A 22,842-nucleotide genomic window follows, 5' to 3' on the forward strand; every position below is an offset into this window, starting at 1 on the left:
GTACGTGTGGAACCCCTCGGGCGGCGTGCCGGATTATGGCGTAAGCTACAACCGCCGCGTGGGCAACGAGGCCATTTTTGGCCTGCACAGCAGCATTACGTTCTGATGGGTGTTATGCATCTTGAGCGAGTATAGCGGCATTCCTGAGCATGAAACATGCGAACGCAATGACATGAAAACTTGCGAGTGTTGAAGCGTAACACTCATGATCCTTGACGAGCCTGCGGCATCGTGTGGCCCATGCGAAAGATCGTTCGACGAGGCAGCAAGACGAAGCCACGTTTGGCCTCGGACAACCTGACAACCTCAAGGACGATCCCCTGGGTCCGTGCTGCCCCGGCAGGTTTCTCGCCGGTGTATCCCTGGTCAACATGGGCCAGTTCAATGTTCTCGTCCGTCGCATCCTGAATGGCGGTAGCAGGACGCCCCACCTCTGCGCGGTCATCCCGACTGGCTGGTGTGACATGCAGGGCCAGCAGGTGCCCCAGCGTGTCCACGGCCATGTGCAGCTTTGATCCCTTTTTGCGTCTGGCCCCATCGTATCCGGCGCTGGGACCGCTTTCTGGCGTTGAACGTAACGTCCGGCTGTCGAGAATGGCTGCCGTTGGCTCTGCCCTGCGACCAGAGGCGATACGCAGCACGTCACGCAGATCGGACACCAGCGCGTCAAAACAGCCTGCCTCCATCCAGCGACGGGATTGCTGGTAGACCGCCGACCACGGTGGAAGGTCATTCGGCATGGCGCGCCAGGCAATGCCATAGCGGATCACGTAACGTAATCCATTGAACAGTTCGCGCAATGCGTGATGTCGCGGTTCCGCATCCTCGCGCATCAGGACCAGATACGGGACAACCAGAGACCATTCTTCGTCTGATACGTCAGAGGGATACGGTTTACGTGCAGGCGTCATTCCTCATTACTGAACCAATCAGACACGGAATTACATAACACCCTCTATTTATATCTTAGATATATTGTTTATATGATTCTTTACGTATGTAAAATCAAATATAGGTTCATCATTTACCTTCCAGAAATCCAACTCGCCAAATTTTTTATCCTTGTTAATTAATAAAGTTACAACAACAGGAATGCCATCGTTGTCCTTTGTTTCGCAAACAGCTATGGAATATAATGGACAATTAATTGGACAATAATCCGCACGTATTGACCCCATCTCATGATTAACAACCCAGACTTTCTGATTGCAGTCAATACCTACATTAATTCCAATGCATGAATATAATTTCCTTGCGATAAATATTTCATATTCATTAATTTTTCTCATGCATTCCTCTATTATGAAACTTATATGATTTGCATTTCAACTTGATGATTATAAAAATTACATATATAATATTTAAAGCATCACTAATATATTTTATTTCGTCATGAATTACATATTGTTTATTTATTCTTGTCTCTTTTTCTATATGCCTCCACGTATGATGTTGTTGGTTTACACCGCTCCCAAAATACACTTCGTCAGTCGAAATGTTATTTCCGTTAAATGCCATTATCAGGGATAGCGATGCACGATGGGTTTTCGCGTCAGGTCAGCCTACCAGAGAAATGGCCCGTGACACCATGAAAAGGACACTTCGAGTAGAACTGCTCCTCCTTTTGCATCAAATGCCCAAACACGAAATTCCTTACAGCCCCCTGACTGGCGGGAAGACAACAATACGGCGCGCCCACATTCCTAACTGAATGGCAGGACACCGAATCAGGTCGTCAGACAAGCGTCTCATCAACTCCAAACCATAAAAATCTGGATCTCTATTTTTAATCAGTAATAAAAAAAGGGGAGGCACGTCACACACCAAGATCATGTTGTAAATAATTATCATTATAACACTTTTATAATTACTTTATTTTAATATTATAATATTTTATATATTTAATACAATATATTAAATATTATCTAAATGGGTTATGCAATTTTATATTGTTATCATCCCAATAATATTCTAGATGTCTCCATCCTTTATTTTCAATAATATCTTTTTCTGAATTTGTGATCGGAACAACCCATATTGCAAAAATTCCTATTTCAACCATATTAACCTGAAATTCTTCACTCCTGTATGCCGGAAATGTGAAATATATCCCACATATATTATCATCTGGCCATATATGATCATTTTTTTTAGGAAAAATAATAAAACTTCCCCTCTTCGGGAATGGTATATTTCCCTCTATTAGCATAGACACGTAGTAATCCAGAACGGATGCTGCATTTTCAGAGGCCAGATCTCCGTCAAATTCCATAAACCACTCAGATTTTATATTTTTATTATTCGACACATTACTCAATCCAAGCGTACTCACAAACTGTGTTTCAAATTTTCTTTTGTACTTAATTATTTGAACTTTCTTTTCTATCGTATTCAACATAGATAATTGAATATCGCCAAATTCATGTTCAAAAATTAATGGCAGTTCATTTTTTGAATCGTTTGTCATTATTTCCTTCCCGACGATTACAATTCGAACATTCAAGAGATACGCCCTCTTGATAAGAGTCCAGCACGTCCTTCCGTTTAATGCTATGGTCAGATACTCTATTGGACCACGATGGATTATGAATCGCATCCCAATCCCGGTTCTGTTAACAAAAAACGGTAGCCATAATTTTATGGCTGCGAGGTCAAGAAAGGCGAGGAACGATTTTCTTGTCTTGTCATAGCGTGTGGCGATACGTCGGAACAGCTTCAGTTTGTTGAACATCCGCTCGATACGGTTGCGATCCCGATAACGACGGAAGTCGCAGGGAATATCCTCTGTACGATTTTAACGCGGTGGGATAACAGGAAGAATGCCTCGAAAAAGCAGGCTCTCCCGTATCCTGTCACTATCATATCCCTTGTCGGCCAGAAATCGGCGCGGTGTCACGACCGGCAGGTCCAACAGGGCATCAGCGCCGGAATAATCAGAAATCTCGCCACCCGTCAGGTCGAAGCCGAGAGGGCGGCCCTGACCGTCTGCGCGGGCGTGGATCCTGCTCGTAAAGCCGCCGCGGCTTCGACCAAAACCTTCCTTGTGTGTCCCCCTTTTGCGCCAGCCGCCTGGCTGTGAGCCCGAACGACCGTGCTGTCGATCATGTGCTGCCAGTCATCGGTCAGACCGAGTTCAACCAGCGTTTCCAGCACAGCGTCCCAGACGCCCTGTTCTGCCCATCGACGGAAGCGCACATAGAGCGAGTTCCATTTTCCATAGCGCTCATGCATGTCCCGCCATGGGCAACCAACACGCAGGACATAAAGCATTCCATTGAGAAACAGACGGTTATCCTGCGCAGGTCGTGACCAGCGGCCACGTTCAGGCGGCAGCAGGCCACCAATGATCGCCCATTCCTCGTCCGTCAGGTCGCCACGCATCCACAGGTCTCCGTAAAGACCAGCGTTGAATCACGTCCAGGCCAGTCTGAGAATACCTTTTGTCAACAGAACCACAGGCTGTTTTATTTAATAATATAACCCGTAACATATGTAAGATATTTCTGAAACGCCGATTTTTTTCAAAAAGGCAGCGTTTTTTGACGTTTTTGCCGTTTATGAAAATTTCATAAGCAGCATTTATCAAAATATCATGACAAACGATTGGACCCCTCCATAGGGCTGCCTTCATGTTCCGTCACACTCAGCCTTCAGGCTGAACCCGGCACATGATGTAAAGGCATAATGACATGGGGGGACAGAGCACCGCATTTCCCCTGCACGGCTCCGTGGATACGGGCCTGCTGCGCCATATCCGGCGCTTTTCATGGATTTACGCGCCCTCGCTGGCCGATCTGGGCTTTGCGGTGCGCACGTCATGCGCCGCCATCCTCTCGCTGCTCATCGCCATGTGGATGGAACTCGACAGCCCGCAATGGGCGCCGCTCACCGTCTGGGTCGTGGCGCAGTCCTCACGCGGGGAGAGCCTGTCAAAGGCGCGATGGCGTATTGTGGGCACGCTGGCGGGTGGCGTTGCCGCGATTACGCTCATGGCCGCCTTTCCGCAGGCCCCGGTCATGTTCTTTACCTGCCTCGCGCTGTGGATCGGGCTGTGCTGCGCCCTCGCCACCCTGCTCGACCAGTACCGCGCCTACGGGCTGGTGCTGACGGGATTCACCTCCGCCATTATTGCAACCGGGGCCATCTTACAGCCTGACGATGTTTTTGCCGTAAGCGTCGCGCGCAGCAGCTACATCATACTGGGCGTGCTGTGCGAGGCGGTGCTGGCCGTGCTGTTCATGCCCAACATGGTCGAACGCACCCGCGCGCAGTTGCAGGCGCGGCTGGATGATACATTCCAGGCCACCTGCGCCGCCATTCCGCAATTACTGGGCATGACCGCGCCCGTGGCCCGGCAGGCCGCAACAGGCAGGCTGCTGGACCGGATCATGGCCTTTAGCGGGCAGATCGAATTCGCGGCCCTCGAACTCGGGCCACGCAACCGGGTGGGCGATCATGCCCGCCGCGCGCTGGCGGGCATGCTGGTCATGCTGGCCCATGCCCGTGCGTTGCAGATCCTCTCCCCCCGGCCCCATGCCAGCCCCCTGCCCACGCATGAAGCGCCCGAGCGCGCGCTGGCCACATGGCTGCGCGATCATGCGCCCCCGCCCGACCCGGACAACATGGCCGCGCGGGCCTGGCAGCCGGTTGCCATGGCGCTGACGCATGAAGCCACGGTGGTGCATGATGAAATGCTGGCCTGCCACGCCACCCGCCATGGCGACCGGTTCCGCTTCAGCCTGACCTCGCGCCGCCATGCGCGTGAGGCGGTGCATAACGGCATCCGCTCCAGCGTGGCCATCATGGCAGCAGCCGTGATATGGGAGATTACAGCATGGCATCATGGCCCGGCCTTCATCTCGTTCGTGGCGCTGATCTACGGGCTGATGGCCACGCGCGAGAACCCGCTGGTTGCCACCCTTCCTTTCCTCAAGGGGGGGCTGTGGTGCACGGCCACCGCCGCCGTGATGGCGCTGTGGGTCATTCCTGCCATCACATCGCCCGAGATGCTGCTCGCGGCCCTTCTGGTGCCCATGACCATTGGCGGCCTGGCCGCGCGCAGGCCGCGACTTGCGGGTTATGCCTTCTCGTTCAACATGTTCCTGCCCGTGCTGATCGGCCCGATGAACCAGGGGCGGTATGATGAGGTCGCCTTTCTCAACAACGCGCTGGCCTTCGTGGCCAGTATCGTGTTCGTGCTGCTGACCTACCGGCTGGTCATTCCCTTCCGGCTTGATGTGCATATCCGCCGCACCGCCGCAGCCATAAACCGGCGGTTGCGCCATCTGGCCCAGACCCGCGACCACACCAACGCCACCACCTGGCTTGGCGCCTGCGCGGCCAGCCTCGTGCGCATCCTGCACCAGGCCACCGCCGTGCCGCAGCCCACCGTCAATGCCTGCCTGAGCCAGCAGATCGGGGCGATGACGGTTGGCCTTTACATCATCCGCCTGCGCGACATGTTGCGCACCGGCGCGTTGCCGCCACGGGCCACGCGCATGATCGCCCTTTTTCTGGCACGGTGGCAGCGCGGGCAGGCTGGCCCCACCACCGCCTATGTGCTGGCCTGGCTGCACCATGAACAGACCCGCCCGCATGATGCGCGCGACCGCGCAGGTCTGGCCGAGGCTCTGGCGTGCCTGCACATCATTGCCGCAAGCCTGCATGAACACGACCCGGACGTGCCATAGCAAGGTGACAAAATATGTCGTATCGGATATGCCATGAACGCATTATTCGCATTCATGCACAAAAGGGGCCATTTCATGCGTAAGATTGTTACCGCCGCCGCAATCGCGGCCATTACATGCGTTACCGCCACCGCGCAGGCCGAGCCCGGCGGCTGCCTGAAATATGGCGCCGTGGGTGCCGTGGGCGGGCATGTGGCCGGTGGCCACAGCGTGCTCGGCGCAGCAGCCGGCTGCGTGACCGGCATGTACAAGCGCCACGAATACCGCAAGGAAGCCAGGGCCAAAGCCAAGCTGTATGATCAGGAACACCCCGGCTCGAAGGGTACCTACATGGAGAAGGCAACCGCCTATGACGTGGAACATTCAACCACGCCAGGCAAAATGACGCCTGACAACAACACCCCGGCTACCACCACGCAGCCGGACAGCAGCGCGAAGATGTAAGCCGCCGGGTCCGCAGGGCACGTGGCAGGGCGCATGCCCCGCCCGCCCGGCGGACACTGCGCCTGAACAGGTGCCTCTCCCCCCTGCCCCACACGGCCAAGGACCGCCATGCGCGCCATTCTATTCCTGTTTCGCTCGACACTGGCCGTCGTGCTGGTGGCAGGCCTTATGTGGTGGCTGGCCGGATCCTTCTTCCACGTACCCATACTCGGCGTGGCGCTGGCGGTCGAAGCCGTTATTTTCTGGGTCTGCGGGCTGCTCTATACCGAGGACTACCCACACCACATGGCCACGTTCGCGGGTATGACCATTGTGCTGGGGCTGCTGAGCATTGGCGTCATGCTGCCCTTTGCGCGGCAATATGTCATGATTCACCCGGCCTGAACGGGGGCGGGCAATTATTTTTGCATATTGGCTCAATTCCAGGAAAACTATTATCCATAAATGGAGTTAATGGGATGTGGCTTTCGTGACACCACAACGTCTCCCAATCCCTAAACTTGGCGTCCCGTTCCGGCGGGACGCCCTTTTTTTGCCCGATGCCCCTCTGCCGGGGCGCTGGGACGACTTTATAATTCTTCAGGCTTTCTGCAGGCCGGGCTGGCCGCGTTCCACCGCGAAGCTGGCATAGGTGGACAGCCTGCCATCGCGTTCCATCACCTTGTCGAGCACCTTGAGGTCGGCGCGCCATACATCCGGCCCCACATCGCACAGCACATAGCCGCGCTGGTCGGTCGTGGCCTTGAGGTGCGGGTTTTCGCGCCGGACGGAGCGGCTGAAACTGTCATCATCGCCCACCCCATCTGCGCCTGACGTGACGGAGGTGGCCAGAAACTCGACCGAGACCGGCTCCTTCTGGTCCGGATCAACCAACAGGTCGCCCGCGAAGTGGCGGTGCGCATCGCCCGTCACGTTCACCACATTGCCGGAGCAATGCTGCTCAATGAACTGCAGCAGGCGCTTGCGGCTGTACATGTAGCCCGACCACTGGTCCATGCTGTAAAGCAGTTCGCCCTGCGGGGAGCGCCGGTGAGCAAGGTTCATCATCATGACCTGATGCGCCAGCAGGTTCCACCGCGTGTCGGACCGGCCCAACCTGTCAAACAGCCATTTTTCCTGCTCGGCGCCCATCATGGTGCGGTTGGGCGACCACACATCGGGGCCCTGCGGCGCGGTGCCATCACCATAGGCCTGGTCGCTGCGGTACTGGCGCGTGTCGAGCACAAAGGTATTCATGAGCGTGCCATAACGCAGGCTGCGATAAAGCTGCATGTGGCTGCCATCGGGCAGGGCTGCAAGACGCAGCGGCATATGCTCGTAATAGGCCTGCATGGCGGCCTCGCGGCGCAGGCGGAAGATTTCAGGCGGCGTGCCGTCCTGATCGGTGTCGCCTGCCCAGTTATTGTCAACCTCATGGTCATCGGAGGTGACGATCCATGGCACGGCGGCATGGGCGGCCTGCAGGTCGGGGTCGGTCTTGTACTGGGCGTAGCGGCGGCGGTATTCATCAAGCGAATAGCATTCCGGCCCGATATGGCGGCGCAGGGCCTGGAAGGGGCGGCCGTTCATCTCGTGCACGCGGCCCTTGCTGTCCGGGCCTTCGTAAATGTAATCGCCATAATGAAAGACGAAATCGATCGGCTCGCTGGCGATATTGCGCCAGGCGGTATAATACCCTTCCTCATAATGCTGGCAGCCCGCGGCGGCAAAGCGCACCCGCGCGGGCGCGGTACCGGGCAGCGGAAAGGTATGGCTGCGGCCAGTGGGGCTGTCATACCCCGCAATGCGGAACCGGTACCAGTACGGGCGATCCGGCCTGAGGCCCGCGACTTCAACATGCACGCAATGCCCCAGTTCAGGATGCGCCAGCGCCTGCCCTTTCCTGATGACATGGCCCAGTTTTTCATCCTCCGCTACTTCCCAGTCCACCAGCACGGGGCGGTTGCGGCTCATGCCGCCTTCCAGTTCAAGCGGGCGCGGGGCAAGGCGGGTCCAGATAACAAAACCATCGGGGGCAGGATCGCCTGACGCGACGCCAAGCTGAAAGGGAGAGACGTCGAATTGAGGCTTTTCATCCAGATTGCGCGGGGTTGCCGCCCGCAGGGCGCGCACCCGGGCTGAAAACAGCAGCCCCGTGCCAAGCCCCGCGAGCACCTGCCTGCGCTTGAGAAACACCATGGAACATATCCTTTTGCATCAAGGCCGACCGCGCGGCCCGTATCCTGTCATGACAAATAAAAGGAAGCGCCTGCGTGCGCCGGGCGCGTTTTGTCACCAAAGTTTCATACAGGCGCGATTTCCAGCCCATCGGGCGTACGCACCAGCCTGACGGGCAGCAGGTGGGGCAGCATCTGCAAAAAACTGTCGCCACGGCTGATGTAATAGACCCCGCTCAGCCGCCGCCCGGTCAGCAAGGGGGCCTGGAGCGTGATCTTTTGTGGCATGTAGCGATTGATCTCGGCCACGACCTCGCCTAGCGGGCAGTTACGAAACACAATCCGCCCCTGCTGCCAGGCCAGCAGGGCATTGAGGTCGGGGGTATCCTGCCGCGAATGGCCATTGGCAAAAAAGGACAGCCGCTGCCCCGGTGGCAGCCACGCCCTGCCGCCTGCCAGCGATGGATCCTTCACCAGCAGCCTGTCGCGCACGGCGGTCACATGCACGCAATCGGGGTCAAGCCGGATATTGGCCGCCCCCTGCACGCAGAGCCGCAGGTTGACCGGGCCTGCAAACAGCCATAACGGCGGCGCGCGCCCCAGAGCCGAGAGCACGATCTGCCCTTTTTCCAGCCGGCCGCACTGGCTGTCTGGCAAAAGGACGAGCCGGGTATCGGTATCGAGTTCGCAGCGCACCGATCCTTCCAGCGTTATGCCTGAAAAAGTGCCCGCCGGTGTCTGCAACACGCGGGCGGCCTGCGCGCGGCGGGGCATGGGGGGCAGCAGCAGGGCCGCACCCGCAAGACCGGCGAGCACCTGCCGCCGGCTGGGCCGCATGGCGCGGGCGGGCGCATGCCGGGCGGATGCCGGGCCGGGGCTGCCACCAAGTTCCCATAATTCGGTCAGTTGCTCGAAGGCGCTGGCATGGCGCGGGTTACTGTACAGCCACTGGCGGAAGCGCTGTTTGTCCGCCTCCGTGCAGTCATCGGCATGCAGGCGCGCAATCCAGCGCGCCGCGTGAGAGCGGATGGAGGCGCGCCGCCACACCAGCCTCACTGCTCCATCCATGTGGAAAGGAAGACCAGGGCTTTGGCGATGCGTTTTTCGACACTGCTTTCGCTGATATCCATCAGGGCGGCGATCTCGCGATATGTCATTTTTTCAACGCGGTGCAGCACAAAAGCCTGCCGGGTGCGGCGCGGCAGGCGCTGGCAGCCCGCATGGAAGCGGAGCAGGCGTTCACGCGCCTGATAGGCTTCCTCCTGCGTGGGGGCGGTATCGCGCACGTCGCCAAGCATGTCATCCCAGCCACCCGGCGCGATGCAGCCAACCTGCTCACGCCTGCGCGCATTGTGGGACAGGTTGACGGCACTGCGCGTAATATAGGCCTCCGGATGGCCAATACTGCCATCGGGGCGTTCGAGATAGTTTACGAAGGCACTCTGCAGGTGATCTTCCGCATCATCGCGGCGCGTCAGGGATCGTACGCGCCGGTAAAGGCGAAGCCAATCCTGCCGGCAGGGCAACCACTTTTCGCTCAACGGCTTCCTCATCCCATCTGGGGCTGCTGGAAAAGACCGTTGCTGTGTAAGGGATTTTAAAAGAAAACATTTGTGACAGTTTCATGAAAATTGCATGTCCATGACGGGACGGGTGTTTTCTGCTTCTGGCATTGTGTCATGATCCGTCGGCAAATTCTCCGGGCAGAAACCCTTTCGCCCTTCGTAACCCCGAGTTGTTCAAGCCATAGCATGACCCGATCCAGACTGACCGCCCCCTTCCTCCGCCCTGCGTCACGGCTGGGCCTGCCTCTTGCGGCGGCGCTGCTTGCGGCACCCTGGCTTGCCAGCGCACCGTGCCTTGCAGCCGACCCGCTTGAAACCACCACGCCCGAACAGGGATATTTCACCCCCGCCACCCAGCCCGACGCAACCGCCTACCTGCCGCCCCCGCCCCAGCCCGGCACGGTGCGGCAGGCGAATGATGACCAGGCCTTCACCGCCACCCGCGCCTTACGGGACACTCCGCGCTGGGCGCTGGCCAAGGCGGATGCCGACCTGCATGCGAATGCGCTGCTGCACAGCTTCTCCTGTGCTGCTGGCCTGCCCCTGAGCACCACCGATGCGCCAAAACTCAGCGCGCTCATTCACAAGATGGATGAGTCGGAAATTCCCGACATGCGCAAAAGCAAGGCCTACTGGCACCGGCCACGGCCCTTTGTAGGGAACAGCCAGCCCATCTGCACCGAAAAGGATCGGGCGCATCTGGCCACGTCGGGCGCCTATCCTTCCGGTCACACCATGCTGGGCTGGAGCACGGCGCTTGTGCTGGCCGAACTGCTGCCTGAGCGCGCAACGCAGATCCTGCAGCGCGGCCGGGTGTTTGGCGAGAGCCGGATCGTATGCGGCGTGCATTGGGAAAGCGACGTGCAGGCAGGCTACATGCTGGGCTCAGCCGAGATCGCCGCCATGCACGCAAGCCCTGCCTTCCGCACGGATATGGACGCGGCCCGGACGGAACTTGCCGCCCTGCGCAGCAAGGCCCCTGCCACGGCAACGCCAGCATCATGCGCGCTTGAGCAGGAGGCGGCCAGCCATTCACCCCTGTAATTCAACCTGCCTTTTACCTGTGGCAGGATGTGGATTTGTGAACACAGGCAGGGGCCAAACCATGCGGGGGCCACTGCCTGTGCGGACGGCGATATAGGCAGTGCGCCTGCTTTGTAATAGGATCGACCGGGAAACGATTGAAAAGCCTGTTTTTCCGACAGGTTCAAATATTTGCCATACCTGGGAATGATCGATGAAAAAAAGACTGCTCGCCGCCCTGTTCTCCCTTTCCCTTCCCGCAGCACCCGCTTTTGCGGCTGATGGCGCAAACCTGTTCCAGACCAATTGCAGCGCCTGCCATCAGGCCGATGGCCAGGGCGTGCCCGGGCAGTTCCCGCCGCTGGCCGGGCGCGTTGGCAAGATTGCCGCCACGCCGGAAGGCAGGCAGTATGTCATTGCCGTGGCGCTGAATGGCCTGATGGGGCCGATTACGGCTGCGGGCAATACCTATGCAAGCTTCATGCCACCCTTCAAGACCCTGCCCGATGACCAGATTGCAGCCATTCTGAACCATGTGGCGGGCCTGCCCTCAGGCCCCGATGCAACCGTGTTTACTGCACAGGATGTTGCCACCGGCCGCAAGGAAGCCCTGACGCCGCCCGCCGTGATTGAAAAGCGCAAGGCGCTTGACGCGCAGCATCCGCTGCCCTGAGCCACAGGCATAAAAAGGGGGATCTGGTCGATCCCCCTTTTTTACAGGCGCCGGGCATGAAGACTGCACGAATAATTGGTTAAAAAAAATGCCGCCTTAAAAAAAGCGGCATCCAGAAACTCATATTGTTTTTTTATTAATCGTTTATTTTCCCGGCGCGCGCACGGCCGTAGTCTCGATTTCAATCAGCCACCCCGGATTGGCCAGATGCGCCACGCCAAAGGCCGAGCGCACCGGCAGGTTGGGCTGCTTGGCCGCAGGACCGTAGAACTGGGTGTAGGCCTTCATCATGCCGTCGAAGTCAAGCTTGCCCAGCTTGGGGTCTTCAACCATGTAGACATGCATCTGCACCACGTCGCCCATACCCAGCCCCAGCTTTTTCAGCTCATCCTGAATGCGCTGCAGGGCGGCATAGGTCTGCGTCTGCGTATCGCCATAGGCGGCAAGGCTCCTGGGGTCGGCCTTCTTGTCCTGCACCGGCGCGCCCATGCCGCTGAGATAAACGGTGGAAGCGCCAGCAGGCACCTCGATGGCGGTGGAAATGGGGAATTTCCCCTCCACATGCCGCACGATGCCATCATCGGCACAGGCCGGCATGGCAGCCGCCATGCCGCCAAGAACAGCCATGGCGGCAACGGTTTTCCTGAGGTTGAACATTCTCTTACTGCTCCTGTGGTGTTGCGGGGGGGCGCTGGGCCGCCACGTCAGAGGCACTTACGGCATCGGTATAGTGATTGCCAAAATGGGTGCGGATATAATTCACCACATTGGCGATCTGGTCATCCTTCAGCGTGCCTGAAAACCACGGCATGCCGCCATAGCCATTCAGGATCACGTAAACCGGGTAGGCGCTGCTCTGCAGCTTGGTGTTACCGGCAAAGGCCGGGAACTGCGCGCCAGCACCCATGGCCCCCTTGCCATCGGGCATATGACAGCCCTGGCAGACATGGCGGTACACGTCCTCGCCGGTATTGAGCGGCTGCACGCTTCCCACAACGGCTGCGGCGCTATCGGCACGCGCGGGGCCTGCGGGGGCAAGCAGCGGCAGGGCCGCAAGCGCGGACAGGAGAAGGATCTTACGCATCAGCTGGCTCCCTGCGCGCGCTTGTGCAACTGGGTTACGGCATCAAGAGCGGACAGGATGGCCCCTTCCTGCCAGCAGCCTACATAGGATGCATGCTCGCCCGCCAGCACCACGCGGTTATCCATCGTGCACAGGGCCTTGTAGTGGGTCTTGCGGGCCTGCTCGCTCCACATGGAGCAGCAGCCCATGGACCAGGGCACGCGGCTCCAGGCGAAGCTCACGCCGTTGGAAAATTCCTTGCGATAATGCCTGGGGTGGAAGGCTTCGCCCTGCGCGAGTGCGTGCTCGATGCGCTCCTGCGGCGTCATGCCCGCAAAGTCGTAGGCCGCCGGGCCAAACATGTAACCGCCAAGCAGCACGGCCGGCCCGCGTGAGAAGTAGCCGTGGCTGGGATAGGATATCTGGCTGATCGGCTGGTCGGTAAAGCTGATGCCGCCGTAGATCTGGTCCTCTTCCTCCCAAAAGCGGCGCTTGAACTCCAGCCCGAGCTTGACGGAGGATGCATAGGGCACCGCCATGATCGCGGCCTTGAGCGGCGCACTGACCTGCACGTCAAGCTGCGAGAGCACGGGCAGCGGGATGGTGCACACACAGTAATCGGCCTTGGCCTCGCGCACGGCGCCGCCATGGTTCATGTCGTTATAGGTAACGCTCACGCCCCTGTCGTCCTGATGGATGGACGTGACCTTGCAGTTGAGCGTGATGAGATCGTGCACCTGGCGGTTGAAGCCCTTGCCGATCATGTCCATGCCACCCACGGGCTGGAACATGGTGGTCTGCATGTCGAGGCGTTCGTGGAAGGCCATCCACGTCCACAGGCCCGAGCCCAGCACATCCTTGCGGTCGAACAGGTCAGAGGGTACGGGTTCGCCATTCAGGCCGCCGCCCTGCGCCTTTTCATAACCACGGCATTCGGAGCTGATCACGCCCTTGCGGTAGTTCAGCCCGGAATCAAGGCTGCCCCACTGGCGCATGGCCGTGCGCAGATGGTCGCGTTCATCGGGCGAGACCACATCATCAAGCTTGTGCTGGTCAATCGCCTTGCCCAGCAATTCGGCGGTAAAGCCATTGAAGTCGGCAGCATATTCGCGGTAGCGCACGGCCTTGCCGCCAAACGCCTTGCTCGAATGCAGCCATGAATTGTGGTTGAGTTCAACAAATGGTTCGAGTTCCACACCAAATTCGCGGCAGTAATGCAACAGGCCCTGATGGTGGTAGGGAATGCGCCACGGGCCGGGATTGATGTAGTTGCCCGGTGCGAAACCGACCTTCTGGGTGGCACCACCGAGTTCGGTAACGGTATCACCACCGCGCAGGCTGATGTTGCGGCCACCCGCACGCCCCTGAAACTCCAGAACCTGAACCTGATAGCCCGCCTTGCGCAGTTCGTAGGCGGAAAGCATGCCCGCAAGGCCCGCGCCGAGCACCAGCACGCGTGTACCGCGCTTTACACCGGACAGGACGGGCGGCGCAGTGAAATCCGTGCCCTGCGCATGCCCCATGGATGTCATGGCCTGATACAGCGCGGCACTACCGGCCAATGTACCGATACGGGTAAGGAGTTGCCTGCGCGTGGGGGCTTTACGTGGATGAGCGTTTGTCATCAAGAAATCCCAAGCAATCAACGAAAACAGCCCTCTACCCTTAACCAACAAACAGGGGCTTAACCATATCTGTGCCGGAATAATTTTTTATCGAAACGTTTTATGTTGCTGTTATGCAACATCAACCCGCAGCCTTGCGCCCTGCGGGCCACCCCTTTCCATCAAGGCAGGAAATAATGCTGATATTACTATAAATTTTCTTGCTTCATGATGAACCGCATAGATGACGGGCCGCACCCGTCATGTCCCTGCCCGCGCATGACGAAAGCAGCCGGCCTCATGGTCATGGATCATGCCGGCGGCCTGCATCCAGGCATAGGCCGTGACCGGACCGACAAAGCGAAAGCCCCGCGCCTGCAGCGCCGATGCCATGGCCTGAGACAGGGGTGAGGCTGCCTGCACCACAGGCGTTGGCTCATGCACTGCTTTCCCGCCAGGCAACATGCTCCATGCGAAGGTGGCAAAGTCCTCGCCCGCAGCCCGCATGGCAACATAGGCACGGGCATTGCCAATCGCCGCCACGATCTTGGCGCGGGCGCGGATAATGCCAGGATCGGCCATAAGGCGGTTGATATCGGCCTCGGTAAACCGCGCGACGCGATCCGGATCAAACCCCATGAAGGCACGGCGAAACCCTTCACGCCGCCGCAGGATCGTGCGCCATGACAGTCCTGCCTGAAAGCTCTCGAGCACCAGCATTTCCCATAACTGGCGGCTGTCATGCACGGGCACGCCCCATTCCTCGTCATGGTAGCGCATCATCATGGCATCGGCCTGCGCCCATTTGCAGCGTGGGCGGGCAGGATCGGGTCTGTTCATGTCTGTTTCCATACGCCGGATGACAGGCTGGTCCGCTCCCATGAAAACAGGAGCATGTTTTCCGCCACCGGCGGTCTCACCACCCGCTCGGGCCAACAGGAAGCAGCCTGGCGCGGAGGATAGGGAATGGACGTGATCCTATGGCAGGGTAAACGCCAGCGTCCGGGCCAGATGCTGGCGATAGCGCTGGAGATCCGCCTCGATCGACGGGTTCTTGATGACGTCAGTGGCAAGAAAGGTCGGCAGCGCCGAGAGCGCAAGAAACTGATTGGCCTTGTGGAAAGGAAAATAGACAGCATCGATCCCCCTGCCCTCAAAGAACTGTGCGGGGTCGACAAAGGCCTCTTCCGGCGCATTCCATGTCAATGAGAGCATGTAGTGTTTGCCATGCAGCAGCCCACCGGAGCCATATTTGCGCTCGGGGTGGGCACGGCTACGGCCATCACTGGCGTACAGAACGCCATGACCGGCGGTAAAAACCTCATCCATGTATTTCTTGACGATCCACGGCGCGCCCATCCACCACCCCGGCATCTGGTAGATCACCAGATCAGCCCACAGGAAGTGCCGCACCTCTTCTTCTATATCATAGCCCGAATCAATCTTTGTCTGCCGCAGGGCAAAACCTGCCGCCGCCAGCGTCTGCGCGGCCACGGCCTGCAGGGTGTCATTCAGCCGGCCGTGCGAATGGGCAAACTTTTTTCCGCCGTTCAGAAGAAGGATGTTTTTCATGATGTCCCGTCCTGCAATCACGCCCACGCCCGGCCCCGTGCGGCACGCAGATCATGACCGTATCCATCACCTCATATTCCGCCATGAGGAATAGAGCGTGCTGGCGTCCCAGACAACATGCAACCAAAAGCCCACCCCACCAGCGCACCCGCGACACCGCTGGCATCTATGGAAAATGATGGGCCTGAAAAAAGTCATTGCACAAAAAAACCGGGGCCGCATTGCACGGCCCCGGTCGGGTCAGTCAGATCCTGATAGGCGGGATCAGTTCACGTTATCCAGCGCATAGACCACGAGGTCATCCGTCACCGGCGTCATCATGAAGTGGTGGCCACCGGCCATGATGGCGACATACTGCTTGCCCTTGTATTCATACGTCATGGGCGTGGCCTGACCGCCACCGGGCAGCACATCGTTCCACACTTCCTTGCCGGTATGGATATCGAAGGCATGGATCATGTTGTCAGTCGTCGCGGCAACAAAGATCAGCCCGCCAGCAGTAATGACCGGGCCGCCATTGTTGGGCGTGCCGATGGTCAGCGGCAGGTGCGTGGGCAGGCCAAACGGGCCGTTGGCGCGCGCGCTGCCCAGCGGGTGCTGCCACAGCACTTTCTGGGTGTGCATGTCGATGGCAGTAATCATGCCATAGGGCGGGCGGTTGCACATCATGCCCGTATATTCATCCCAGAACGGCGAGACCACGATGCCGTAAGGCGTTTCCGCCATGGCGCCAGCACCTTCGGCACCGCCACCGCCGGGCTTGTAGTTGGGGTCATCCACCGGCATCAGGCCCAGCTTGTCGGCCTTCTTGCGGCTGACCAACTGGTCATACATCGGCGTGTTGTTCCAGTTGGCGATCAGGATGCCGGTCTTCTCGTCATAGGCCACGCTGCCCCAGTCCGAGCCACCGTTATAGCCGGGATATTCCAGCCAGGGCTTGTCGATGCTGGGCGGGGTGAACTCACCCACATAATGCGCGCGGCGGTATTTCAGGCGGCAGTAAAGCTGATCGATGGGGGACATACCCCACATATCGGCTTCCTTGAGCGGGGCGAAGCCAAGGCGCGGCATGCCAACCGACCAGGGCTGCGTGGGCGAACGCGTATCGCCCGGCACCATGCCCGGCGAAGGCGCGGGCCGTTCTTCAACCGGCAACACCGGGTCACCCGTGCGGCGGTCAAGCACGAAGGTCTGGCCACGCTTGGTGGGCATGATCAGGGCCGGAACCGTCGAGCCATCGGGCTTGGTGAAGTCCATCAGCGTGGGCTGGGAGCCGATGTCGTAGTCCCACACATCCTTATGCACGGTCTGGAACACCCAGCGCGGCTCGCCGGTCTTGACGTCAATCGCCACGACGGCGGATGAGACCTTGTTTTCTTCCGGGCTACGCATGGCGCTGTAGTAATCGGCGGCCGAGTTGCCGGTGGGCACATAAACCAGCCCCAGCGCGTTATCGCCAATCATGGCGGCCCAGGAGTTGGGAGTGCCGCGGCTGTAATGCTCGCCTTCCTTCGGCTCGCCATGTTCATGCGGGCGGTTGACATCCCACGCCCACAGGAAGCGCCCGGTCTCGGCGTCATACCCACGGATCACGCCCGATGGCGCCCAGCGGCGCTGGCCATCGAGAATTTCCTGGTTGGTAATGATCGCGCCATTGACGATCGGCGGCGGCGCGGTCTCGGCCACGAAGCCAGGCACCGATTCACCCATGCCCTTCATCAGGTTGACCATGCCGTGCCAGCCAAAGCCTTCGCACACCTTGCCGTCTTCGCTGTCCACCTCGATCAGGCGTTCATCAAGCGTGGCTTCAAGAATGCGGTGATGGCAGTGCTCGCCTTCCGGCACGGTAGAAGAGGTGTAGTACACCACCGCCTTACACGCCGCCGTGTAGGGAATGCTCTCATATTTCTCGTTGGCGTGGAAATGCCAGACTTCCTTGCCGGTAGCAGGGTCGATGCGCATCATGTCGTTCAGCGCGGAACACATGTACAGGCCATCCCCCACCTTGATGGGCGTGGTCTCGGCGGCCCATTTGTTGGTCTGCCCCGGCCCCGGCTTGCTGCCGGTGTGGTAGATGAAGGCACGCTTGAGGTGACCGATATTGGACGGCGTGATCTGGTCCAGCGGCGAAAAGCGGGTTGCCTTGTCATCGCGCCCATAGCCAGGCCAGTCATCATGCGCGGGGTTGGCCGTGACCTGGTCCACCATGGGGGTGGCTTCGCTGGGCTCGGCGGGCGGCCCGTCGGGAATGTTGGCAGCGTTCACACCCGGCGACTGCGGGGCGTTGGGCGAAGGAGCCGAAAACGCATCGGTCGGTGGCGTGGGCGTGCCGGGCGAGACCGTGGCGTTGCCATTACCGGGCGGCTGGTCGGCTGGTGGCACCTGTGCGAGCGCTACGGAACCGGCGGTGCCCGCAATAATGGTGGCGCCAAGCAGCAGGGTGCGGAGCATGGGGGTTTTGGCGGACATTATGCGACCTCCCGCACGGATGTTGAGTGGGCATTTTCCATGCGGCGCAGGGCGGGCAGGCACAGCAGCACGGCAATGGCGAGGATGGTCGGCCCGAACACGCGGGGCAGCAGGCCCCAGCCATCAAACCCGACTTCCCAGAAGGCCCACAGCCACGTCACGCCGACAGCGGCAAGATAAAGGATGGCCCCCATGGCCCGGCCCATGGCCATGAGCACACCCGCTGCCGTAACGGCTATGCCAATAATGACATAATACCAGGAGCCGCCCAGAAACACGAGTTCGGCGCCCATATAAGCAAGGGGCAGCCCCAGAAGAACGATAACAACCGCAAGGCCCAGGATCGCCCACGCGGCGGGGGTCTGTGGTTTTACGAAAGCTGACATGATGGATATTCCTCCAGTATCATGTAATGGAAGCTAATCCCGTTAATATCGGGCATGAAAAAACTTAATCGTGAGGTCGGTAACGGATTTATTATAATTGTATCAATAGTCACAGTAATCCGCCAAAAAAACGGCAGACTCATGCCACTTTCAGCAACCAGCCTTGCAAGCGAAGCGTAGTGGAAGAATATTTTTTACTTCGTGCCCCCGACCGAGGAAACCATTTCGGTTTTACCGTAAAAACTGCTGTGCGCCACTAACCGTCACTCCGGGTTATGACGTCAATAAATCTGCTTTGAAAACAGGCATGTTGTAGCCTGCTGTTGCATTATATGGACATTAGAAACCATACCGAAGCGTATCGTTTTATATGGGTACAAATATTTTTCTTTTTCGTTTATATCCACAAACCAGACGGCAGGTGGCAGGTCCATGACAGGTTTACATATAGGCATGATGAGGACGGACCTTAATATAAGGCGCGGCGCACCCCATGCCTGTCAGGCCCGTACCCGGCATATCTGATGGCGCAATACTTTAATACTGCCAGTTTGTGACGGAATGAGGCACGGGTGGATATGACCACCCCTATCTCACGCTACGGAAATGACTGGACACGCCCGGTTCGACTTGAGCGATGAGCGGCATGGACCTGCAACAGAAAAAGCCCGTAGGCCGGACAATCACTGCACCAGCGTAATTGACCGTTCCATTCGCCATATCAGTACAGACGAAATAGGAAAACCGCCCGGACAGTATCATGCCCTTTTGCCCGACAGGGCGCGGCATTTCATTTCTGGTAGAGACTACGCAGGTGACAATGCCGATGCTGCTGCATATCGCGCACGGCGGGATGCGGATTGTGTTTTTCTTTAACAGCCAATCCGGTTGATCCTGTTGCCCGTCGGCCTCAGATCAGCATTGTCTATATATTTATATATATAGACAATGAAAGACCTGTCCCCATCATGCGCTGGCATGTCAGGCGGCTTGTTGGGGCAGAAGATCGTGCAGTGTGGTCTGGTCCAGCACATCGAGGAAAGCCGTAAGCGAACGCGCCAGAAGGTGACGCAGACGGCACATATCGGCCAGTACGCAGGCCTGCCCGTATTCTGGCTGGCAGGCTTTCATGGAGAGCATGTCCGCCTCCATCATGCGCACGATGTCGCCTATGATGATCTCATGCGGCATGCATGGCAGTTCCAGCCCCCCTGCCCGGCCCCGGCGGGTATCGACAATCCCGTTGGTAGAAAGCCGGTTGACCACCTTGACGAGGTGATTATGGGAAATGCCATGATTTTCGGAAATCTCATGCACGGAAACGCGCCGACCAGGGTTTTGTCCCAGATAGACCAGAACACGGATGGCGTAGTCGGTATGAAGGGTCAGACGCATGGTATCTGGGCTCTGGCTCCCTGTCTTGTAAAACCCGCCTGCATGATGCAGCAGCAGACGGTAGGCCAAGGCGACGACGTGCGGGACATGGTATTCCTGTTATTACACGGTGTGGGCCAATTTCCTCATGTCATAATAAAAAAGACTGCTGCCGTCCTTATTGCAACCGGAAAATACGGCCTTTCCATTATATATCTAAATCTTATGGAACCATAGGATCGAATTATAGACCAAATGGCATGAATTATGCCGACACGTATGACTTTCCAGTCTCACGCGCATCGAATTTCCAGAAAATTTGTGGGCATCCAGCCTGCCTGCATGGGTCTTGTTTACAGTTTTTTAGGCTCATGCAGGATATCATGCAGGGTAATGCGATCGAGTACAGACATGAAAGCATTGAGTGATTTGGCAAGCAGCCCACGCAGGCGGCAGGCATCCGCCAATACGCAGGCCTGTCCTTTTTCAGGATTGCAGGACACAATTCTGCCCATATCTGCCTCCATAAGGCGGATGATGTCGCCAATAATGATCTGATGCGGCGCGCCAGCCAGTTCCAGGCCACCACTGCGCCCGCGCCGTGCCAGAATGATACCGCTGCTCGACAGACGGTTCACCACCTTGACCAGATGATTCTGGGAGATGCGGTGCGTCTGGGCAATCTCCTGAATCGCAACCCGTCTACCTGGATTCTGCCCAAGATAGATGAGGGTCCGAATGGAGTAGTCGGTGTAAAGAGTAAGGCGCATGGCGTGTCATGACGCCTGTAACGTGATCTCGGTATGATCTGGCGCAATGATATGCTCTGCAAGCACAATATTCGCAGCAGAAATTGGCGGAGAGATATAAAAACCCTGAATCCGGTCGGTGCCGATCTCACGCAGCACGTCCATCTGGCCTTTTGTTTCCGCGCCGCTCACGGTCACGCTCAGGCCAAACGCATGGGCCAGCCCGATCAGATGCGCCATCACATCACGCGCCTGCGGGTCGGTTTCAATGTCTTTTACCAGCTTGCGTGATATTTTGGCCTGCGTGAAAGAAATCGTGCGCAGAACCGAAAGTGGCAGCGTCCCCAGACCGAAATCATCCAGCGTCAGACGAAAGCCAATTTTTATCAGTTCCTGAAGGCGTTGCAGCACGCGATCGGAGCGCCTGCCCGCCAGAACGCTTTCCGATATTTCCAGCACGTAATCGGATGCCTTGCCCCCCTGCCGCTTTATTTCAGCCTCAAGATCATTCTGGAAGCCGATATTGAGCAGGTCCAGCCGCGAGAGATTGATGGTCAGGTTGGGATAGGCATCCAGGCTTGTATTCCACATCCGCATGTCATTCCGGAAGGACTTGACCAGACGCGGGCTCATGACCTGGGCAAGGGCGGCATCAAGGAACACATCACGGAAGCTTTCCGCTGCCAGCAGGCCGCGCTGCGGGTGGTGCCAGCGCAGCAGCGCCTCGATCTGGTCGCACCTGCCGGTGCTGCAGTTCATGATCGGCTGGTAGTAAAGCTCGAACTGGTCCTTCTGCACCCCTTCACGCGCATCATTAAGGATCTGGGCCCGCTCCAGCGCATGCTGGTGCAGGGTAATGTCAAACATGCGTGCCTGATGCCCACCCGCACGCTTTGCTGCATAAAGCGCAATATCGGCATTCTTCTGCAGCGATTCAGTACTTTCCTGGCTGGCGATGGGACTGACCCCGATGCTGCCCGACACGTTGACCATGGTGTTGCCCACCTCGATCGGCGCCTCGAGTTCGGCCAGAAGCTTCTCCAGTATGATGGACAGCGGATATTTGTGCAGCGTGTGGTTGAGGATGAGCGCAAACTCATCGCCACCCAACCGGCAGACTGCATCTTCGGGGTGGACAAGGGCAAGAATGCGCTTGGCAATCACCTTCAGCACCACGTCACCCGCATGATGCCCATGGATGTCGTTAATCTGCTTGAAGCCATCGAGATCGAACATGATCAGCATGATCTCGCGGGTAATGTTCTGCGATTTTTCTTCCACCGCGGTCTGCAGCATGTTGTTGAAGCCGCCACGGTTGAACAGCCCCGTCAGCGGGTCGGTCGCGGCGAGCGACTTGAGCCGGTCGCGGGTGTTCATGAGTTCGGTAATCTCGAAACGGGTTGCGACATACCCCTCCACCGCGCCAAGCGAGTTGTGCTTGGGCATGATGGTGGTCGCCACCCAGTACAGCGTGCCATCCTTGGCCCTGTTGCAGATATTGCCACGCCATATCTCGCCGCCCCGAATGGTAAGGTACATCTGCCTGAAAAAGCTCGCATCATGATAGCCGGAATTGACGATGCGATGCGTCGCCCCCAGCAACTCCTCACGCGGGTAGCGGCTGATCTCGCAAAAGCGGTCATTCACATAGGTAATCACACCGCGCACATCGGTAATGGCCACGATCAGAACATTGTCCACAACATCGGCCCAGAAATCCGAATCCTGGTGGGTCAGCGCGCGCAGGCGGTCATCGTGCTTGAGTGACATGGCATATGGCTCCATCTATCGCGTAACGGATCAGGACTTTGCGGGGGTTGCTGGGCTTGTGGCGGCTGGCGTGGCCGTAGGTGCTGCTTCTTTTTTGCCAGAGCTTTCGGGCTTGCCCTCTTTCCTGACGCGGGCGGCCTCAATCTCACGAATGACGGCAGGCGCCCCGCCACGGCGCACCCAGGCTTCAAGATCCAGCGGCGCCAGCGGCTTGGCGAACAGGTAGCCCTGCATCACGTCGCAGTTCAGTTTTTCCAGCAGGTCGCGCTGCTGCTCGGTCTCGACGCCTTCGGTCACGACCGTC

Annotated in this window: 21 protein-coding genes and 2 pseudogenes; 5 read left to right on the forward strand and 18 right to left on the reverse strand. The window is 58.3% G+C overall.

The window, feature by feature from the left end; genetic code table 11:
- Window positions 1-112: 112 nt before the first annotated feature.
- The 4 genes and pseudogenes from CDI09_RS15415 to CDI09_RS15425 form a co-directional block, all read right to left on the reverse strand.
- Window positions 113-911: pseudogene (locus CDI09_RS15415) on the reverse strand (IS5 family transposase).
- Between the two features lie 48 nt (window positions 912-959).
- Window positions 960-1,289, reverse strand: a complete 330-nt coding sequence (locus tag CDI09_RS17915) for a DUF6984 family protein (RefSeq protein ID WP_146220920.1) — start codon at window positions 1,287-1,289, stop codon at window positions 960-962.
- A gap of 632 nt (window positions 1,290-1,921) precedes the next feature.
- Window positions 1,922-2,467 (reverse strand): suppressor of fused domain protein, encoded by a 546-nt coding sequence (locus tag CDI09_RS15420; protein ID WP_110571420.1) that lies wholly within the window; start codon window positions 2,465-2,467, stop codon window positions 1,922-1,924.
- 159 nt (window positions 2,468-2,626) lie between these two features.
- A pseudogene (locus CDI09_RS15425) lies at window positions 2,627-3,381 on the reverse strand (IS5 family transposase); the annotation flags it as partial.
- Window positions 3,382-3,689: 308 nt separating this feature from the next.
- Here CDI09_RS15425 and CDI09_RS15430 point away from each other — a divergent pair.
- The 3 genes from CDI09_RS15430 to CDI09_RS15440 all read left to right on the forward strand — a co-directional run bounded on the left by CDI09_RS15430 (window position 3,690) and on the right by CDI09_RS15440 (window position 6,518).
- On the forward strand, window positions 3,690-5,690 hold the full coding sequence (locus CDI09_RS15430; protein WP_078523720.1) for an FUSC family protein: 2,001 nt from the start codon (window positions 3,690-3,692) through the stop codon (window positions 5,688-5,690).
- 75 nt (window positions 5,691-5,765) lie between these two features.
- Complete coding sequence (locus CDI09_RS15435) at window positions 5,766-6,134, forward strand: hypothetical protein (protein WP_078527554.1); 369 nt, start codon at window positions 5,766-5,768, stop codon at window positions 6,132-6,134.
- A gap of 108 nt (window positions 6,135-6,242) precedes the next feature.
- Window positions 6,243-6,518 carry a hypothetical protein gene (locus tag CDI09_RS15440; RefSeq protein WP_078523719.1) on the forward strand — a complete coding sequence of 92 codons (276 nt, stop codon included), beginning with the start codon at window positions 6,243-6,245 and terminating at the stop codon, window positions 6,516-6,518.
- A gap of 195 nt (window positions 6,519-6,713) precedes the next feature.
- On the opposite strand, the gene CDI09_RS15445 is transcribed toward CDI09_RS15440, so the two are convergent.
- From CDI09_RS15445 to CDI09_RS15455, 3 genes are all read right to left on the reverse strand, one after another.
- Entirely contained in the window at window positions 6,714-8,312 is a 1,599-nt protein-coding gene (locus CDI09_RS15445; protein ID WP_078523718.1) for an alkaline phosphatase D family protein, read from the reverse strand.
- 104 nt (window positions 8,313-8,416) lie between these two features.
- Complete coding sequence (locus tag CDI09_RS15450; RefSeq protein ID WP_078523717.1) at window positions 8,417-9,358, reverse strand: FecR family protein; 942 nt, start codon at window positions 9,356-9,358, stop codon at window positions 8,417-8,419.
- Window positions 9,343-9,831 (reverse strand): RNA polymerase sigma factor, encoded by a 489-nt coding sequence (locus CDI09_RS15455; RefSeq protein ID WP_236944556.1) that lies wholly within the window; start codon window positions 9,829-9,831, stop codon window positions 9,343-9,345. The genes CDI09_RS15450 and CDI09_RS15455 overlap by 16 nt, the downstream gene beginning before the upstream one ends.
- A gap of 210 nt (window positions 9,832-10,041) precedes the next feature.
- Between CDI09_RS15455 and CDI09_RS15460 the strand changes: the two genes are divergently transcribed.
- On the forward strand, window positions 10,042-10,899 hold the full coding sequence (locus CDI09_RS15460) for an acid phosphatase (RefSeq protein WP_078523715.1): 858 nt from the start codon (window positions 10,042-10,044) through the stop codon (window positions 10,897-10,899).
- 193 nt (window positions 10,900-11,092) lie between these two features.
- A complete protein-coding gene (locus CDI09_RS15465; protein WP_078523714.1) occupies window positions 11,093-11,551 on the forward strand; it encodes a c-type cytochrome in 459 nt (152 codons plus the stop codon).
- 144 nt (window positions 11,552-11,695) lie between these two features.
- On the opposite strand, the gene CDI09_RS15470 is transcribed toward CDI09_RS15465, so the two are convergent.
- The 11 genes from CDI09_RS15470 to CDI09_RS15520 form a co-directional block, all read right to left on the reverse strand.
- Complete coding sequence (locus tag CDI09_RS15470) at window positions 11,696-12,208, reverse strand: RidA family protein (protein WP_078523713.1); 513 nt, start codon at window positions 12,206-12,208, stop codon at window positions 11,696-11,698.
- Between the two features lie 4 nt (window positions 12,209-12,212).
- Window positions 12,213-12,635: a c-type cytochrome gene (locus CDI09_RS15475; protein WP_078523712.1), complete on the reverse strand. Its 423-nt coding sequence runs from the start codon at window positions 12,633-12,635 to the stop codon at window positions 12,213-12,215.
- A complete protein-coding gene (locus tag CDI09_RS15480; RefSeq protein ID WP_078523711.1) occupies window positions 12,635-14,239 on the reverse strand; it encodes a flavin monoamine oxidase family protein in 1,605 nt (534 codons plus the stop codon). Before CDI09_RS15480 ends, CDI09_RS15475 begins: the two co-directional genes overlap by 1 nt.
- Window positions 14,240-14,479: 240 nt before the next feature.
- On the reverse strand, window positions 14,480-15,058 hold the full coding sequence (locus CDI09_RS15485) for a DNA-3-methyladenine glycosylase I (RefSeq protein WP_205836646.1): 579 nt from the start codon (window positions 15,056-15,058) through the stop codon (window positions 14,480-14,482).
- Between the two features lie 138 nt (window positions 15,059-15,196).
- Window positions 15,197-15,790, reverse strand: coding sequence for an NAD(P)H-dependent oxidoreductase (locus CDI09_RS15490; RefSeq protein WP_078523709.1), 594 nt, complete (start codon window positions 15,788-15,790; stop codon window positions 15,197-15,199).
- Between the two features lie 264 nt (window positions 15,791-16,054).
- Window positions 16,055-18,241, reverse strand: coding sequence for a pyrroloquinoline quinone-dependent dehydrogenase (locus CDI09_RS15495; RefSeq protein WP_078527551.1), 2,187 nt, complete (start codon window positions 18,239-18,241; stop codon window positions 16,055-16,057).
- A gap of 17 nt (window positions 18,242-18,258) precedes the next feature.
- Window positions 18,259-18,645 (reverse strand): glycerol dehydrogenase, encoded by a 387-nt coding sequence (locus tag CDI09_RS15500; RefSeq protein ID WP_078523708.1) that lies wholly within the window; start codon window positions 18,643-18,645, stop codon window positions 18,259-18,261.
- 981 nt (window positions 18,646-19,626) lie between these two features.
- Window positions 19,627-20,040: an RrF2 family transcriptional regulator gene (locus CDI09_RS15505; RefSeq protein WP_078527549.1), complete on the reverse strand. Its 414-nt coding sequence runs from the start codon at window positions 20,038-20,040 to the stop codon at window positions 19,627-19,629.
- Between the two features lie 332 nt (window positions 20,041-20,372).
- Entirely contained in the window at window positions 20,373-20,789 is a 417-nt protein-coding gene (locus CDI09_RS15510) for an RrF2 family transcriptional regulator (protein WP_078523707.1), read from the reverse strand.
- A gap of 6 nt (window positions 20,790-20,795) precedes the next feature.
- A complete protein-coding gene (locus CDI09_RS15515) occupies window positions 20,796-22,538 on the reverse strand; it encodes a putative bifunctional diguanylate cyclase/phosphodiesterase (protein ID WP_110571421.1) in 1,743 nt (580 codons plus the stop codon).
- A gap of 30 nt (window positions 22,539-22,568) precedes the next feature.
- On the reverse strand, window positions 22,569-22,842 hold a 274-nt coding region (locus CDI09_RS15520), incomplete at its 5' end, for an EAL domain-containing protein (protein ID WP_146220921.1).

The sequence above is a fragment of the Komagataeibacter nataicola genome (assembly GCF_003207795.1).
Taxonomy (GTDB): Bacteria; Pseudomonadota; Alphaproteobacteria; order Acetobacterales; family Acetobacteraceae; genus Komagataeibacter; species Komagataeibacter nataicola.